The organism is Mycolicibacterium hodleri, from assembly GCF_025822245.1.
In the GTDB taxonomy this organism is placed as follows: Bacteria; Actinomycetota; Actinomycetes; order Mycobacteriales; family Mycobacteriaceae; genus Mycobacterium; species Mycobacterium hodleri.
In genome coordinates this window covers 134,264-150,260 of record NZ_JACKTL010000033.1, presented here as the reverse complement: position 1 = coordinate 150,260, position 15,997 = coordinate 134,264, and the positions used below count along the sequence as shown (strand labels likewise).

Sequence of the window (15,997 nt, the reverse complement as noted above, 5' to 3'; positions counted from 1 at the left end):
ACCAGGTTTGCGCGCCCCGTCGACTAACCCGGTCGCGGCGCCAGAATTCGGGCGGCGGCCTCGACTGCTGCGGCACGGCTCGGCGCATGGGCGTCGGCACTGCCAGCCTCGTCTCGCGGCCACGTTGCCCGAGCCATTCCGATGCCGAACATCAATGTCAGCAGTTCCGAAGGGTCCCATCGCGGGTCGACGTGGCCGGCCTGCTGGGCGGCCACGATGGCGGCGGTGTCGCGTTCGCGCACGCTTCGACCGTCGAGCTGGGGCTCTTCGAGCGCGATGCCCTCCAGTCGTGCCCAGGTGATCATCCGAAACGACTCCGGGTTGTCGAGTGCCAGGTCGTAGAGGTCGCCGGCGAATTCGGCGACGGCATCCGCTCGGACGGCGACCGCGCTGAAGAACTTCGCGCTGTCGGCGACGACCACCTGCCGGAACAGCGTTTCTTTGTCGCCGAAGTGCGCATAGAGCCGCTCCTTGCTGGCGTGCGCGGCACTGGCGATTCGGTCGATCCGCGCGCCGGCCAGGCCGTATCGGGCGAACTCGGTGCGTGCGGCGTCGAGGATCACGTCGCGCAGTTCAGCGGAGCTTCTCACAGGAAGATCATAACCAAACGAAACGGTTCGTTTGGTACTTTGGCGGCAGTGACCCCGTCGCAGACATCGCAGGCCGTCGGTCGCGCGGATGTCTCACGGTGGCCCCTTGCCAGCCGACGAAGGAACGCCCACATGACGAACGCCGCAGCCAAAACCGAACAGATCATCGAGCAGCCCAGACGCGTTCGGGCGCTCCGCCGACTCGTCGAAGCCACCGCCGACGGCATGTGGCCGGCTGTCGACCTCGCACGCCCGTACGTTGACGGCACCGAAAACCTGCCTCGCGACGGGCGATTCATCCTGGTGGGCAACCACACCCAGACCGGGATGGCCGAGGCGTGGCTGACCTGCCTGTCGGTCCGGCGCATCACCGGTACCCGGGTACGGCCGCTGACCGAACGGGGCATGGGGTCCATGCCCGGGCCCATCGGCGACGTGTTGGCCGCCTGTGGCGGGGTCGTCGGAACACCCGAGAATGCCACCAAACTCATGGAGAACAACGAGACGGTGCTCGTGTTTCCCGGGGGCGGACGCGAGCTGGGAAAGTTCAGGGGCGAGGAATACCAGCTCAAGTGGGAGGGCCGAGCTGGCTTTGCGCGGGTGGCGATTGCCAACGACTACCCGATCGTCCCTGTCGGCCACGTGGGCGGCGACGACATCTACCGCAGCATCGTGGAGCGAGACAGCGTGCTGGGTCGACTCACCGAGAAGCTGAGCCAGACGATGACCGGAAGGACGGACATGGCAATGCCTTTGATGCGCGGAGTCGGTCCAACCCCGATCCCCAGCCCGCAGCGGATGTATCTGCGCTTCGGCCAACCGATCGACACCGGGCAGCCAGCCGGGGTGACGGACGACGACTGGGTGGCTACCGTCAAGGCACGTACGCAGACGGCGTTGGAGAACGTCCTGCGCGAGTTGCAGGACGTTCGTTCCGAAGACCCCTTCCGGCACCTCAACCCGCTGGCTTGGCGCCACGCATTACGGCCGCCATCCGCGACGTCGTGAACGTCGATCGTCGGGAGGTCACGATGTTGCGTCGCGTGCTCTGCACGGTAGGGGTGGCCGCCGTCGTGTGCGGCTGCTCGGATCCGACCGGTGTCACGATTGCCGCCCCAGCTGAGCTGCCGCCCCCGATGGGGTGGAACTCGTGGAACTCGGGAATCGAGGTCGACGACAAGTCGATCAGGGAGACCGCCGACGCAATGGTGTCCAGCGGTATGAAGGGCGTCGGATACGAATACGTCAACGTGGACGCGGGATGGTCTGCGCACGAACGTAATTCGGACGGTGAATTGGTCCCCGACCCGCTGCGCTTCCCCTTCGGGCTCAAACCACTGGTCGACTACGTGCACGCACGGGGATTGCGGTTCGGCCTGTACTCGAGTCCCTTCAACCAGACCTGCGGTCAGGGTGTCGGCACCGCCAGCCTCGGACACGAAGCCCAAGACGCGGCCACGTTCGCAGCGTGGGGCGTGGACTTCCTCAAGTACGACTGGTGCGGTACGGATGCCAGTCACGACCAGCAGGTCGAGGTCTTCGGCACGATGGGGTCGGCGCTGCGGCACAGTGGCAGGCGCATCGTGTACAGCATCAACCCAAACAGCTCTCGGGACCCCACCGCGGGCGTGCGCTTCGACTGGTCCGGCATTGCCGACATGGTACGTACGTCTGGCGATCTCGTTCCGTTGTGGCACTTGTCCTTTCCAGTTCCGGACGGAGTGGACCCACTGGCGCTGGCGGTGTTCAACGGCGTACCCGAACAGTTCGCCACCGCAGCCGCCGCCACTGCCAAAGGCGACTATCGCAGTGACCCGGACATGCTGGTGGTCGGCGTGACGTGGAGTCAGTTCTTCCTCCACTTCCGAGAACTGTTGCGCCACAGCGAACGGACACAGACGCTGACCGCCGCCCAACGCGCCATGGTCGAACCGATGTTGGCCATGCCGGAACAAACCGTGAAGCAGATCGCCGACGCAGGGCCCAGCTTGACCGACGACGAGCAGCGCAGCCACTTCTCGCTGTGGGCGATGCTGGGCGCGCCGCTGTTGGCGGGCAACGATCTGCGCACGATGTCACCGGTCACGCGCGAGATTCTCACCAACCGCGAGGTCATCGCCGTCGACCAGGATCCGATGATGGCCAAGGCTCGTCAGGTCGGCCGCGACGGGAGGGTCTGGGCCAAGCGGCTCGCCGATTCCACGGTGGCCGTGGCCCTGTTCAATCCGTCGAGCGCTCCGGCGGATGTCACGACCACGGCCGCCGCGGCAGGTCTGCCGTCGGCTCCCTGCTACGCCTTACGCGACCTGTGGTCGGGTGGCAGCACTACGACCGTCGGTGCCATCGTCGCCAAATCGTTGCCGTCCCACGCGGTTCGGCTGGTACGCGTGTTCGTGAGTAGGGCTGACGTGGCGTGACCTGGGGCGCGAAACGCGCCCCAGGCCACCTAACCGTGCAGGGCGGGAATCAGCAGGGCAACAGCGGCACGCAGGGCACGCTGGGTCCCGGCCCCGGTGGAGGCGGAGCCGGCGGTAGACCCGGTCCTGGACCGGGTCCGCCGATCCCTGGGCCTGGACCTGGGCCACCCGGGCCGCATGGCGTTCCCGGCATACAGGGCGGGGGCGGGGGTGCCGCTGACGCGACGCCAGCGGCCAAGCCCGCCGACGAGCCCATCAGGGCGAGCGCGACTACCGCCGAGCCGAGTGCCGCTCGGTGGGAGTTCTTGAAGGTCATCGTCATTCGGGGAGTGTCCTTTCAGTCGTACGGTCGTGGGCTACCGCGGAGGGGGCGGCGGGGGAGGTGGCGGTGGGGGGCACGGCTGTCCCGGTGGAGCAGCGCACGGCGGCGGTGGCGGCGTCGCGTCGGCGATCCCCGTCGCGAAGAGTGGCCCCAGAGCGACCGATCCGGCGCACAGCACCGCAGCGGTCACCCGACGGTGCCTTCGGAAGCGTGATGACAAGGTCATGAATTCCCTTCTGTCGTAGGCATTGTCGGCGTCATGGCGCGCCAACGCATTCGACGGTGCCACGGATCTGCCGGTCATGGGATCGAGGTACCCCAGGAAGGGTTATGGGTGTCGTAGCAAGGTTCTGTGCTTGGGCTGTGTCGAGCGGCCGTTCGGCCAGGTAACGAAATGTGTTCGGGCAGATGACGTCACCGAGATGTACCGTCCGGCCGGGCGAATCGCGCGCCCGGCGGTCCGACCGGGGAGTCCGGCGGCCGCGGATAGGCATAGCTGGTGCATAGACTCTGCACAGGGCATCGCTAGAGAGCTGCTACAGAATTGCTAGGTGCACAACACCGGTGACGTAGTCCATCGATCGCCTGCATTGGCTGGCGCCGACCGCATCACCCACCCCGACGGTTCCCCGATCCAAGTGCTGGTCGTCGACGACGAACCGGCGCTCAGCGATCTGGTGTCGATGGTCCTGCGATACGAAGGGTGGAACGTGGCCACGGCGGCCGACGGCGCGGCGGCAATCCGCCACGCCGCCGCCGGGTGCCCGGACGTGGTGGTCTTGGATCTCATGCTGCCCGACATGAGCGGGCTGGACGTGTTGCACGAACTGCACCGCATCCGGCCAGAGCTGCCCGTGCTGCTCCTCACGGCGAAGGATTCGATGGAGGATCGCATTGCCGGACTGGCCGCCGGGGGAGACGACTACGTGACCAAGCCCTTCAGCGTGGAGGAAATGATCCTTCGGCTCCGAGCCTTGGTGAAGCGGTCCGGACGTGGTGTGGTCGACGGGTCCAGTCAACTGGTCGTCGGCGACCTGGTCTTGGACGAGGACAGCCACGAGGTGACCCGCGCCGGCGAGCAGCTCTACCTCACCGCCACGGAGTTCTCGGTGTTGCGGGTGCTCATGCACAACCCGCGACGTGTTCTCACCAAGGCCCAAATCTTGCACCACGTGTGGGAATACGACTTCGACGGTCGTTCGAACGTCGTGGAACTCTACATCTCGTATCTGCGCAAGAAGGTCGACGCGGATCGGACCCCGATGATCCACACCGTCCGAGGCGTCGGATATGTCATCAAACCTCAGTAGCACCCCCGATCGCGCGCGGGTCGTCCGACTGTTCACCCCGCGCACCTGGCCCCTGCGCATCCGCCTCGTCACGGTCGTGACGGGTCTCGGCGTGTGCCTGTGCGTCGCAGTGGGCGCGGGAACCCTGCTGGCGATGAGGAGCTACCTCATGGGTCAACTGGACGCGCAGGTGCTCGAGGCGCAGTCACGGTCCACGATGTTCTACGAGATGGGCAAACTGCCGTTCGTCCGCTTCTCGGGACCTGGCCCGTTGTTCCTCGACGGGCCGGGGCAGTCGTCTGGCACGGTCGGGGCGGTGAGGTCGGCTGGCACCGTGGCCGAGGCGGCGGTCATCACGCCCACCGGCAATCGGATCGCGCTGAGTTCGACGGCGGTCGACCAACTCGCTCAGGTACCGACGAAGGGCATGGTCAGCGTCGCGCTCGACGGTGTCGGCGACTACCGCCTGACCGCGATTCCAATCGATGAGACCAACGTGGTGGTGGTCTCCGGGCTCCCCATGGCCGACGTGGAAGCGACACTGGCGTCGGCGGCATGGATCATCGCCGTGTCGTCGCTGGTGGCGCTTCTTGCGACCGTCGCCGCGGTGATGGTGATCATCCGCCGCCAGTTGGATCCTCTGTCCCGCATGTCGTTGGCCGCGCAGCGCGTCGCCCGTCTGCAGTTGGATCGCGGGGAGGTACGCCTACCGACACCCCTGGAGCCCGTGGATCCCGCCACGGCACACACCGAAATAGGACGGCTCGGCACGGCCTTCAACACGATGGTCGACCGGGTGGCAGAGGGCCTTACGGCGCGGCACACCAGCGAGACGCGGGTCCGCCAATTCGTGGCAGACGCGAGTCACGAATTGCGGACCCCGCTGGCCTCGATCCAGGGGTATACCGAGTTCGCGGAGCGCCTCGTCGGCGACACCGACGAGCAAGGAAACCTCCGCAACCGATCGGACCTCGCACACGCGCTCCGCAGGGTTCGCGACGAGTCTCGACGCATGAACGAACTCGTCGAAGACATGTTGTTGCTGGCAAGACTCGACACCGGCAGGCCCGTAGAGTGCGAGCGGGTCGACCTCTCGGACCTGTTGATCAACGCCGTACACGACGCCCACATCGCGGGACCGGACCACCGATGGGTCTTGGACATTCCGCCTGACACGGTCAGCGTGATCGGGGATCGCTCGCGACTCTTCCAGGCCATGGCCAACCTTCTGTCCAACGCGCGGGTACACACACCGGCGGGCACCAAGATCATTACCTCGGTGGCGGCGAACGTCGACCGCACGGTCACACTCGCCATCCTCGACGACGGGCCGGGAATCCCAGAAGACCTCCTGCCCAACGTTTTCGAGCGCTTCGCGAGGGGCGACGGATCCAGATCCCGGGCCGCCGGCAGCACCGGACTCGGCCTCGCAATCACCCGGGCCGTGGTGATCGCACACCACGGCGCCATCGGGGTCGACAGCAGTGCGAGCGGCACCTGTTTCACCGTGACGCTGCCCGAGTCGGGTTCGGCCACCGACGTCGTGGCGGCTCGTTCACACGTGGGCTTCGTGCCTGTCGCCGCAGCCGGCGAGCGATAGCGCCTCGATACTCTTTGCACAGCAACGGCCCATGTTGGCCGGGCATGCTGCGCGGGACCGAATGTGTTGGCGACGACAGCCGACGCGTGAACTCGCCAAGCATGGGGTGTTGAGTAAGTTGTTCATTTGCAAGGTATCTGGCGTTGTGGCGGTGATCGTCGCCATGCTGGCCAATTCGACCGCGGCGGCTCACGCCGAAGCCGTCAAGGTGCCGGACGTCGTGCGCCAGGTGACGACGATCGACGGCTGGCAGGTGACGCTGTCCCTGACCGACGCGCGATACGACGCGGTGCCGAACATGGCCAACGCACTCTTGTCGAAGGAGGGCTACCTCAGCGGCAGGGTCACGCTCACCGTCGACGGCGTCGGCGAGCACCCGATCAACACTGGCCAGCTGGTGGTGGGCGCACAGCTCGGGTGCCAGGTCAACCTCGACGACGGGCTGGATCTAGGGTTCAGCCTCGACACCGACCTGTTCGACACCGACGACAACGAAGTGGGCGTGGGTCCCAACATTGGTACGACGCTCAAGTCGGGCGGCATCAAGGCCGTCGGGTTTGGAGCGAAGACCCTGAAGGGATCCGTCGCCACCATCTCGATTCTCGACGCTCACGTGCAAGTCGACCAGTGTGGCGGTGCGGTCACTGCGCGACTCTTTGCCTCCGCGGTCACCAGCTCGGACACCTCGGACGACGCCCTGAACGTTTATGGCGAGGTGCTCCCGTTGTGAGGGCGGCATGGCGAACGGTCGCCGCCCTACTGGCAGCCACCGCCATCGCGATCGGCGCCGCCTGGGTGGCCCATGCCGACGATGACGATGACGACGACGATGACGGCCCCGGCAGCAGTTCGATCGAATCATGGCCGCCGACAGAGCTTTCCTGGCCACCGCTGACGGTATCCACGAACCGACCCGTCGAGGAAGCGCCGCCCGCCGTCCCGGTGCCCTGATACCGATCGGTTACCCGTCTCATACGACTTCCACAGTCGCACCTGGTTTCGTCACTGAACAACACGTGAACTCCGATGAAAGGTATTGCAGCATTGAAGGATATGAAGAGGTGGCTGGCCCGGAGGGCCTCACCGCCAGACCGCCCGCACGACGACGTGCCAACGGAGCCGACCGGCTACCAACAAACGGCAAGCCGCCTGCACTCGTTCAACCGATACGAGATCAAGTACTTCCTCGACGAGTTCAGGGTCGCCGACTTGCGTGCCGAACTCGTGGCGCGGATGGCATCGGATCCGTTCTCGCCGCGGGGTGGATACCCGGTGACCTCGTTGTACTACGACACGGCGGACCTCCGGTTCTACTGGGAGAAGATCGAGGGCCTGCGGTTTCGTCGCAAATTGCGCATGCGCCTTTACGGACAGCCGGCGGACTGCGGCGAGCAGACCCCCGTCCAGGTCGAGATCAAACAACGCGTGAACCGCGTGACGCAAAAACGTCGAATCGAATTGCCGTACGTACAAGCACATCGATGGTTGGATGCGCGAGAACCATTGGAGTGCCATCCGTCTCAGAAGGGTTTCGTCGACGAGGTGACCACGCTGGTCGGCAACCTCGACCTGCGCCCCATCGTGACGACGGGATATCTGCGCGAGGCGTTCGTAGGCCGCGATGCCGACGTGGGTTTGCGGGTGACGATCGATCATCAGGTGCACGGCCGTGATCGAGACTTCCACTTCGCCTCCGGCGCCACGAATCGATTCATCATCCCGCCCAAGCTGGCCGTGGTCGAGATCAAGGCCAACGAACGAGTGCCCTACTGGGTGACCGATCTTGCGGCCCGCACCGACATGTCGGTGATCCGGGTCTCCAAGTACTGCCAGTCGGTACAAGCGTTCGGCATGGCCCCTCGGTCACGCGACGGAGCACCGGAACTCATGACGCTGACCGACGAAAACGATTTCACGACAACGTAATACATGACCACCAAGACACTTTGCACACATCGAAGGGACGGTCGCCAATGACCATCGACCTGCAAGACCTCAGCGGAACGTTCACCGTATTCGACGTGACGGCGTCGTTGATGCTGTCCTTCTTACTGGCGTCGACCATCGGATGGGTCTACCGATACACGCACAAGAACGTCTCCTACAGCCAGTCCTACGTGCAGACCTTGGTCATGGTGTGCATGGTGATCTCCGTGATCATGCTCGTCGTGGGATCGAACATCGCCCGCGCGTTCGCCCTCGTCGGCGCCCTTTCGGTCATCCGATTCCGCAACGCCATCAAGGAGACTCGCGACGTCGGTTTCATCTTCCTGGCCATGGCGGTCGGCATGACCACCGGCACCCGCTTCTATGTGCTGGCCGTCGCCGCCACTGTGGTCATCTGCCTGGTGCTGTTGATCATGTACCGATTCAACTGGTTCAAGCTCGACGTTCAACGCCAGGTGGTCAAGGTGCAGGTGCCGCCGGAACCCGAGTACGCGGCACGTGTCGAGGACGTGCTCATCGAGTTCTGCTCGGAATTCGAGCTGGTGTCGACGGAGTCTGCACGTTCGGGCGCGCTCAACGAGCTCTACTACACCACTCAGTTGAAGAAGGGACACGAGAGCGGCGAGCTGATCGCCGCGCTCAGCGCCGTCAACACCGGCCAGCGAGTGACAGTGCTGACCGGATACGACCAGACCGACATCTGATGCACGACCCCAACCTGCCCGTGAGCCACGAGCCACCGAAAAGGCGGCATGCCCACCGAGTGCCCGTACGACTGCGGCAGCACTGGAGGGTGCTGGCGGTGCTCGCCGTCGTGGCCATCGCACTGACGGCTGCGGTGGGCTCGTACCGCATCCGGCCGTACATCACCAGCGACGTGACGATCATGCAGTCCGAGATCACCGACAACATCGCTGGGACGGTCGACCTCTTCGACGGCACCGTGCCGCACACTCTCGTCATCGACGTCTCCGATGCCCAGTACAAGCGGATGATCTCGGCGTACGAGAAGGACGGTGACAAGAAGTGGGTGACCGCGGACCTGGTCATCGACGGCACGCAGATCAGTGACGCGGCGGTGCGTCTCAAGGGGAACTCGACCCTGATGGGGCTGCGCGGTGACGGCCGGCGTCCCCCTGGTGCACCCGAGTCCGGCGGTGCCGGGGGTCCACCGGGTGCCATGACGGGGATGTCCACGGCGTCGGCCGAGGACCCCACGACATTGCCGTTGTTGATCAGTCTCGACGAAAACGCCGAGGGCCGTGGCTATCAGGGACTCACCGAGTTGTCGGTGCGACCGGGAACGCCGGTGCTCAACGAGGCGCTGGCGCTGTCCCTGACGGCGGACACCGGACAACCCAGTCAGCGCTATGCATACGCGACCTACACGATCAACGGCAGGACGACGACGCGGCTCCTGCTCGAACACCCCGACGAGATGTACGCAAACTCGTCGTTCGACGGCGACGGGTACCTGTACAAGGCGGATGCCAACTCCCGCATGGAGTACCGGGGAGCCGACCAATCGAAGTACGCTGGTCAATTCACACAGATCAACGCCATCGACGACGGCAACCTGCAGCCGATCATCAACTTCCTGGCGTGGCTGGATGGTGCCAATGACGAGGAGTTCGACGCCCACGTCTCGGACTGGGTGGACACCACCTCACTTGCGCGATATCTAGCAACCCAGAACCTGCTGGCCAACGGCGATGACATGGGCGGACCAGGACAGAATTACTACCTGTGGTACGACCTGTCGACGAAGAAGATCTCCGTCGTCTCCTGGGATCTGAACCTGGCGATGACCGGTGGCGCGGCGACGAAGCCGGACGAGGACGTTCAGATGGGACCTCCACCGGACGCCGAGATGCCCGGTGCCCCCGGCGGGGCGCCGAACTTCGGCAACCCGCTCAAGACCCGCTTCCTGGACTCAGCCACATGGGCGCCGACCTATCACGGGGCGTACTGGGAGCTGTATGACCAGATGTACGCAGACGGAAGGGCGAAAGCCCTGCTCGACGACATCGCATCCAGGGTCCCCATCACCGATGGCCTTGACGAGGAACAACTCTCGGCGGCAGCCAGAACCCTCGGCACGTGGATCACACAGCGCATGGAAAACCTCGACGCGGCGAGGTCGGGATGACGGCCGACCCAGCTCGGGGTGCACTCACATGCAACGGATACGACATTGACAGCGTTGCCCCACGGCGACCGACGATCCTGTTTCCCATGACCTCCTGCGATGCTGGCGCATGGCGTCAGTCGGCGGGCAGTGCGCTGGAGGTCGTGTCACGAAACCACCTCGACGGTCGACAACCCAGAGTGCTCGTCGTCGACGCCGAACGCGTCGTGGCGGAGATGTTGTCGATTGCACTCAACGCGAGCGGGATTCACACGACTACCGCATGTGACGGTGCCTCCGCCCTGTCGGCGGCGCGGTGCTCTAGGCCCGATCTGGCGATCCTCGATCTTCGGGTGCCCGACATGGACGGCCGGCTGCTGCTCGATCGACTGCGCGAGTCTCATCCGACGATGCTGACGATTCTTCTGCACCAGAAGTCCTCGCGGCCCACGGTGGACACGGACCCCCGTGACTGGTTGGTCAAGCCATTCAGCATCGAGGACGCGATGTCGCGGGTCCGGAGGACGCTGCGCAACAATGGCGTAGACCACGAGTCCGTTCGTCCCGTGGCGTCAGTCGGTGACCTCGTCCTCGACGAGGAACATCAGCGCGTGTGGCGTGGTGGTGACCGAATCGTGTTGACGCCGACCGAATTTGCGCTCATGCGGTTCTTCGTCCGCAACCCCTGCCGGGCTCTTGGCATCCGGGAGATCCTCGGCCGGGTCTGGCACTACGACTACACGGGACAATCCTCGCAGGTACGGCTCTACGTGTCCTACCTACGCCGACGAGTCGACGACGGCCGGGACCCGATGATTCACACCCTGCGCCGGACCGGGTACATCCTGAAGCCGTCACGCGGAGACATCACCCCGATCGCGCCGTCCTCGGTCGTGGTCCCGTCGGTCGGCATCCCAGAAGGTGTCAACGGCGTTGCCGGGCAACGATGGGACTCGTGAGGCAGGACGACGGCTCGGGTGGGCGGACGGGTGAACCCCCGACCAACTGAATGTCAGCGTGCGGCGACCGTCAGGTCGTACAGCATGACGCCGTCCACCGTCGTCGAGGTGTAATGCTGCTTGACCCAGTCACCTATCTGCGCAGATTCCGATTCCGCACCCGACTCCGTGCGGAAGTCGGGCATTCCCGGGTGGGGTGACTCCAGGAAGTAATGGATGCGCTCATCGCCGACGTACTCCTGGAATTGCCGCAACGTCGGCGCCGGGTCCGCACCGGCGAAGCCACCAATGGGCATCACCGAGTCGCCGGTCGCCAGCTGATATCCCGATGCCTCCATCGACCCGATCGCCGCGGCAACCCAGGTGTACTTCTCGGCGTCGGCGGAGAGCAATTCAGTCACCTGCTCGGACGGCTTGTCCTGCCCGGGCAGGTGGCCACCGCCGCCAGGGGGCTCGGGCAATCCCCCGTTCGTCGACGGGCCCGCCACGATGATGGGACCGGTGTGCGCAGTGCCCACTGTTTGGATGCAGTACGCCACCGGACCGGCGAGAGCGGCGGTCACGGCCACGACTGTCGCCCACGCCTTCAGGTTGCCCATCGCAGGGGTCGGCCCGGGCCGGACGGCGGCGACTACGAGGCCGACCGTCGCCACCGCTCCGAGTGCCACGACGATCCAGCGCAGGGCGGGGACGAAGTCGGGTGACCTGCCTAACAACACCCATGCCCAGCCGGTCGTCATGGCCGCCACGACGGCCAGGAGCGCTGTCACCCAAAGCTTGTCACGATGATGCCACAGGTGCACCGAGCCGATGCCCACCACGGCTGCCACGCCGGGCGCAAGGGCCACGGTGTAGTAGTCGTGGAAGATCCCCGCCATGTTGCTGAACACCAGGCCGGTGACCAGGAGCCAGCCGCCCCAAGCGAGGTAGGACGCCCGGGTGGGATCAGTGCGCGCGGCGCGGCCGCACAGCACCAGACCGGCGACGAGGAGCACCAGGGCGGCGGGCAGGAGCCAGGAGACCTGGGTGGCGGACGCGGTGTCGAACATACGGGTGATGCCGGCGGAGCCGAACATTGGTGGGCCGCCGGGACCGCCCGGTCCGCCGGGACCCCCCGGTCCGCCGCCAGCTGGGGGAATTGGTAGTCCGCCCCCGCCGCCAGCTCCGCCACCGAGGATGCGGCCCAGACCGTTGTAGCCGAGCGTCAGCTGCAGGAAGCTGTCGTTGGAGGAACCGCCGATGTAGGGGCGATCGCCCCGTGGCCACAGTTCGACCAGTGCCACCCACCAACCGGCGGCCACCACCGACGCCGCCAACCCGGCCAACAGTTGGAGCAGCCGTGTTCGAAACCGCGGCGGCGCGGCGAGCAGATACGCGACCGCGAGCCCCGGCATGATCAGCACGACCTGCAGCTGTTTGGTGAGAAAGCCGACGCCGATGAGGGCGCCGCACAGGACGACCCATCGGGTGCGACCGCTCTCGATCCCACGCAGCAGTGCCCACACCGCGGCCACCATCACGAAGACGAGCAGCGCGTCGGGGTTGTCGTAGCGGAACATCAACGTGGCGACCGGCGTCAGCGCGAGCAGCGCGCCGGCGATCAAGCCCGCCGCTGGTCCGAAAGTCCTACGCACGGCGGCATATACGATTGCCACCGACGCGACGCCGAGCACTACCTGAGGGAGCAGAATCGCCCAGGAGTTGACGCCGAACAGCCGCGCGCTGACTTCCATCACCCACAGTGACGCGGGCGGTTTGTCCACCGTGATCGTGTTCGCCGCATCGGACGATCCGAACAGGAATGCCTTCCAGCTTTGCGTGCCCGCCTGGACGGCTGCCGCGTAGAACGTGTTGCCCCAGCCATTTTGGCTGAGTCCGATCGTCCAGAACGTCGCGGTGCCGATCAACAGCACGGCCAACGCAGGCCTGGTCCAACGCGGGGGTGATGTCGGAACGCCGACCATCGTGCCGACGGCATCGTCATAGTTCTCCGTAGCGGGTGCTGCGGTGGTCATCGCGTCCTTCGTGGTCGGGTGCTTCGCTCGGGCGACGGTTGGAGCCTTGGTGCCAAAGGATCATGCAACGTGCACATGTGCATCCTCTAGGCCGAATATTTGTGCTGGCTGTGGATGCTCGAGCGGCGAGGCCCGGCTCATACCGTCCCGAGTCCGACGTTTGGTTCATGCAACACCCATAGGTTTCAGACGGTGACCGATTCGTGTTTCAAACGTGACCAGAGTGGCAGAACGTTATCCGCGTGCCACCAATTCTTCACCCGCGGCGCACCCCATTGGACGATCGGAACGGCGCACCCATGACTACCGAGACCCTGACACTCGCCCTTCCAATCGGAGTGGCGACCCCCCGAAATCGCCGACGATGGTCCGCCATCGCGGTACGACTCGTCGTATCGGCGACGGCCACGATCGGGGTGGCCGTCGCGATTCCTGCGCCGGCGAGCGCCGATGCGGGGGACGCGTCGCTGCTCGGCGACTTCGGAATCGGCAACAACGGAGCGATTAGCCAGCTCATCGCGCAGTTCGCCACGTCGTTGTGCCCCATGCTGGTACAACCGGGCAGCCAGGTCGTCAGCACGGCGACGACCGCGAGCGGCCACGGCGGGCTGGGATCGCAGCTCGCCGGCGGGGTAGCAGGGCTGGCGATCCAGACCCAGTGCCCAAACTTCATGACATCCTTGGCAAATGGTGACTTCACGGTTCTGAGTAACGCCGCGAGCATGCTGGGAATGGCGACGCCAGGCGCCAACTCGCTGTCATCCGTCACCGGTGCCTTGCCCGGCGCCCTTGCCACGCCCGGCACCTGAGCGAGGGTCGAAATGTCCTGTTTCACTGGAGATCGCAAGCTGACGATGGGCTTCCTCATCGCACTCGCGGCCGTCGCGATGTCGGCGGCCGCGCCGACGTCGGCGCACGCCGACACCGGGACGGACCCCGTCCTCAACACCGTCGGTACCGCCGGAGCGTCGACCACCGGGGCGTCCGCCTCACCCTCCCTGGGGACCTCGATCTGCGCGGCGATCCAGCAACCCGGTGAGACCATGGCGTCGATCGCCTCCGCACTCGCCGCCCGAGACGGCACCTCCCCACGGATGTCCAGGATCTTGACCGGGCTCTCCGTCTCCATCTACTGCCCGACGATGATGTCGACCCTGCCGGGCGACGACTGGCTGAACCTGCTCGGGGCAGGATCCTAGAGCTCGCCGCCCGACGATCGAATCCAGTTGCGGGCTAGATCTTTCCGCCCGGGAACATCGTCTTGACGGCCTGAGTGATGTTCGCGCGGGCGGCGGCGGCGCTGGTGGGGTCCAGGGAGCTGATGGCCATCAGGTAGCGGCGGTCGGGGCCGATCGCACCGGTGGACACGTGCAGCTGGTTCGAGCCACTCCAGCAACAGAACCAGCCCTGCTTGACCGCAACCGTCTCGGCGTAGAGCCCTTCGGGGATGCCGAACCGCTGCGGATAGCCGTCGGTTCCCGTTGGCGTCGATTGCGCGAGGTCGCTCAGGATGATGGCGGCCTGTTCGGGTGGCAGCCCGCCGGTACCGTCCAGGAGCTTGGAGTAGTAGCGGACGAGATCGGCTGCGGTGCTTTGCGTGACGTCCCAATGGCCGTTGTACGGCGCCGTCGTGCTGGTCAATCCGTACCGGGCGACGACGCGTCCGATGATGGCATTTCGACCGTCGCGGTCCCAGAAGTTCTGGGCCGCAGTGTCGTCGGAGGAGCGCAGCATGACGTCGAGTGACTTACGGTCGGCATCCGACAGTTGCGTCTTGCCCTCCGCCACTTGGAGTAAAAGGTCGTCGGCGATGAACAGCTTCACCACCGACGCGATGGGGAAGGGTGCGTTGTTTCCGTTGGAGAAGACTTGGCCGGTGTCACGATCCATTACGACGGTCTCGATGTCGGCCCCGGACGACGTCGCGTCGGCGGTGGCCTGACGGATGCGGACGTCCAGTCCCTCGAGCGGCGCCACCGCTTCGACGGACGGGGTCTCTGGCGCCGCCGGAGGGGGTGCCTCCGGCGTGACCTGCGTGGCCGGCGGTGAACCCCACACCTGTGCCTCACACCCGTTGACGAGCAGTACCGCCAGGCAGACGATCGCCGTTCGCGTCATCGCTCGTGTTGCCAGCCGTTGACGCATGTGTCCCCTCCGAGAAGATCGTGACCATGGAGGCAACGCTGCAACCACCGGTCACCCCACCCTAATCGGCCGACGCCGACTTCGGACTCCGCTCACCGAAGGCGTTGTGGGAGCTAGCCGCTCGCTGGGGGGATGACGTGCTTTCGTTCGTGGTCGAAGACCACCTCCGTCCGCACGCCGGCGACTTCCCGCCGTTTCGTCAGCGAGTCGAGCACGAAGTCGCGCAGCGCCTGGGTCGACGGCACCGCGACGTGGACGAGCACGTCCTCCGCGCCGGTGGTGACGAACACCTGGATGGTCTCCGGCAACGTGGTCACGAAGTTCCGGAAACCCAGTACCACCTCGCGGGACTGGGGGCGCAGTCGGACGGTGATCATTGCCTGCACGGGCCGCCCCAGTCGCGCGGGGTCGACCACGAAGTGCACCCCCGCCAAGACGCCGCTCTGGCGCAATCCGCGGACGCGCTCCAGCGTGGTCGACGGGGACACGCCCAGTTCCGCGGCGAGGTCGCGGTTGCTGCGCCGACCATCTGCCTGCAGCGCGGCCACGATCGCCGCATCCAATTCGTCCACGCCGCCATCGTCG

General features: G+C 65.7%; 16 protein-coding genes. 12 read left to right on the top strand and 4 right to left on the bottom strand.

The annotated features are described in order from the left end of the window. Positions 1-23: 23 nt before the first annotated feature. The gene (locus H7J06_RS13215; RefSeq protein WP_264039345.1) at positions 24-590 is read right to left on the bottom strand and encodes a TetR/AcrR family transcriptional regulator; all 567 of its coding nucleotides are present in this window, start codon (positions 588-590) and stop codon (positions 24-26) included. A 132-nt stretch (positions 591-722) separates the two neighbouring features. On the opposite strand from H7J06_RS13215, the gene H7J06_RS13210 reads away from it, so the two are divergent. From H7J06_RS13210 to H7J06_RS13165, 10 genes are all read left to right on the top strand, one after another. Further along, positions 723-1,598, top strand: coding sequence for a lysophospholipid acyltransferase family protein (locus H7J06_RS13210; RefSeq protein WP_264039344.1), 876 nt, complete (start codon positions 723-725; stop codon positions 1,596-1,598). Further along, positions 1,595-3,007, top strand: a complete 1,413-nt coding sequence (locus H7J06_RS13205) for a glycoside hydrolase family 27 protein (protein ID WP_264039343.1) — start codon at positions 1,595-1,597, stop codon at positions 3,005-3,007. The genes H7J06_RS13210 and H7J06_RS13205 overlap by 4 nt, the downstream gene beginning before the upstream one ends. A 930-nt stretch (positions 3,008-3,937) precedes the next feature. Next, positions 3,938-4,639: a response regulator transcription factor gene (locus H7J06_RS13200; protein WP_264039741.1), complete on the top strand. Its 702-nt coding sequence runs from the start codon at positions 3,938-3,940 to the stop codon at positions 4,637-4,639. After that, positions 4,620-6,218, top strand: coding sequence for a sensor histidine kinase (locus H7J06_RS13195; protein ID WP_264039342.1), 1,599 nt, complete (start codon positions 4,620-4,622; stop codon positions 6,216-6,218). The genes H7J06_RS13200 and H7J06_RS13195 overlap by 20 nt, the downstream gene beginning before the upstream one ends. A gap of 145 nt (positions 6,219-6,363) precedes the next feature. Then, positions 6,364-6,948 (top strand): MspA family porin, encoded by a 585-nt coding sequence (locus tag H7J06_RS13190; protein WP_264039341.1) that lies wholly within the window; start codon positions 6,364-6,366, stop codon positions 6,946-6,948. Then, on the top strand, positions 6,945-7,169 hold the full coding sequence (locus H7J06_RS13185; protein WP_264039340.1) for a hypothetical protein: 225 nt from the start codon (positions 6,945-6,947) through the stop codon (positions 7,167-7,169). The genes H7J06_RS13190 and H7J06_RS13185 overlap by 4 nt, the downstream gene beginning before the upstream one ends. A 102-nt stretch (positions 7,170-7,271) precedes the next feature. Beyond that, positions 7,272-8,144 (top strand): polyphosphate polymerase domain-containing protein, encoded by an 873-nt coding sequence (locus tag H7J06_RS13180; protein ID WP_264039339.1) that lies wholly within the window; start codon positions 7,272-7,274, stop codon positions 8,142-8,144. 47 nt (positions 8,145-8,191) lie between these two features. Further along, complete coding sequence (locus tag H7J06_RS13175; RefSeq protein ID WP_264039337.1) at positions 8,192-8,869, top strand: DUF4956 domain-containing protein; 678 nt, start codon at positions 8,192-8,194, stop codon at positions 8,867-8,869. Next, positions 8,869-10,314, top strand: a complete 1,446-nt coding sequence (locus H7J06_RS13170) for a CotH kinase family protein (RefSeq protein ID WP_264039336.1) — start codon at positions 8,869-8,871, stop codon at positions 10,312-10,314. Before H7J06_RS13175 ends, H7J06_RS13170 begins: the two co-directional genes overlap by 1 nt. Positions 10,315-10,400: 86 nt before the next feature. After that, positions 10,401-11,252 carry a response regulator transcription factor gene (locus H7J06_RS13165; RefSeq protein WP_264039335.1) on the top strand — a complete coding sequence of 284 codons (852 nt, stop codon included), beginning with the start codon at positions 10,401-10,403 and terminating at the stop codon, positions 11,250-11,252. 53 nt (positions 11,253-11,305) lie between these two features. On the opposite strand, the gene H7J06_RS13160 is transcribed toward H7J06_RS13165, so the two are convergent. After that, a complete protein-coding gene (locus H7J06_RS13160; protein WP_264039739.1) occupies positions 11,306-13,216 on the bottom strand; it encodes an ArnT family glycosyltransferase in 1,911 nt (636 codons plus the stop codon). A 350-nt stretch (positions 13,217-13,566) separates the two neighbouring features. Here H7J06_RS13160 and H7J06_RS13155 point away from each other — a divergent pair, with 350 nt between their 5' ends. Together H7J06_RS13155 and H7J06_RS13150 are read left to right on the top strand one after the other, a co-directional pair. Continuing rightward, positions 13,567-14,076: a hypothetical protein gene (locus tag H7J06_RS13155; protein ID WP_264039334.1), complete on the top strand. Its 510-nt coding sequence runs from the start codon at positions 13,567-13,569 to the stop codon at positions 14,074-14,076. A gap of 12 nt (positions 14,077-14,088) precedes the next feature. Then, positions 14,089-14,466, top strand: coding sequence for a DUF732 domain-containing protein (locus tag H7J06_RS13150; protein WP_264039333.1), 378 nt, complete (start codon positions 14,089-14,091; stop codon positions 14,464-14,466). Between the two features lie 34 nt (positions 14,467-14,500). On the opposite strand, the gene H7J06_RS13145 is transcribed toward H7J06_RS13150, so the two are convergent. Together H7J06_RS13145 and H7J06_RS13140 are read right to left on the bottom strand one after the other, a co-directional pair. Next, positions 14,501-15,412 carry a serine hydrolase gene (locus H7J06_RS13145; RefSeq protein WP_264039332.1) on the bottom strand — a complete coding sequence of 304 codons (912 nt, stop codon included), beginning with the start codon at positions 15,410-15,412 and terminating at the stop codon, positions 14,501-14,503. Between the two features lie 113 nt (positions 15,413-15,525). Next, positions 15,526-15,984 (bottom strand): Lrp/AsnC family transcriptional regulator, encoded by a 459-nt coding sequence (locus tag H7J06_RS13140; RefSeq protein WP_264039331.1) that lies wholly within the window; start codon positions 15,982-15,984, stop codon positions 15,526-15,528. Positions 15,985-15,997 lie beyond the last annotated feature (13 nt).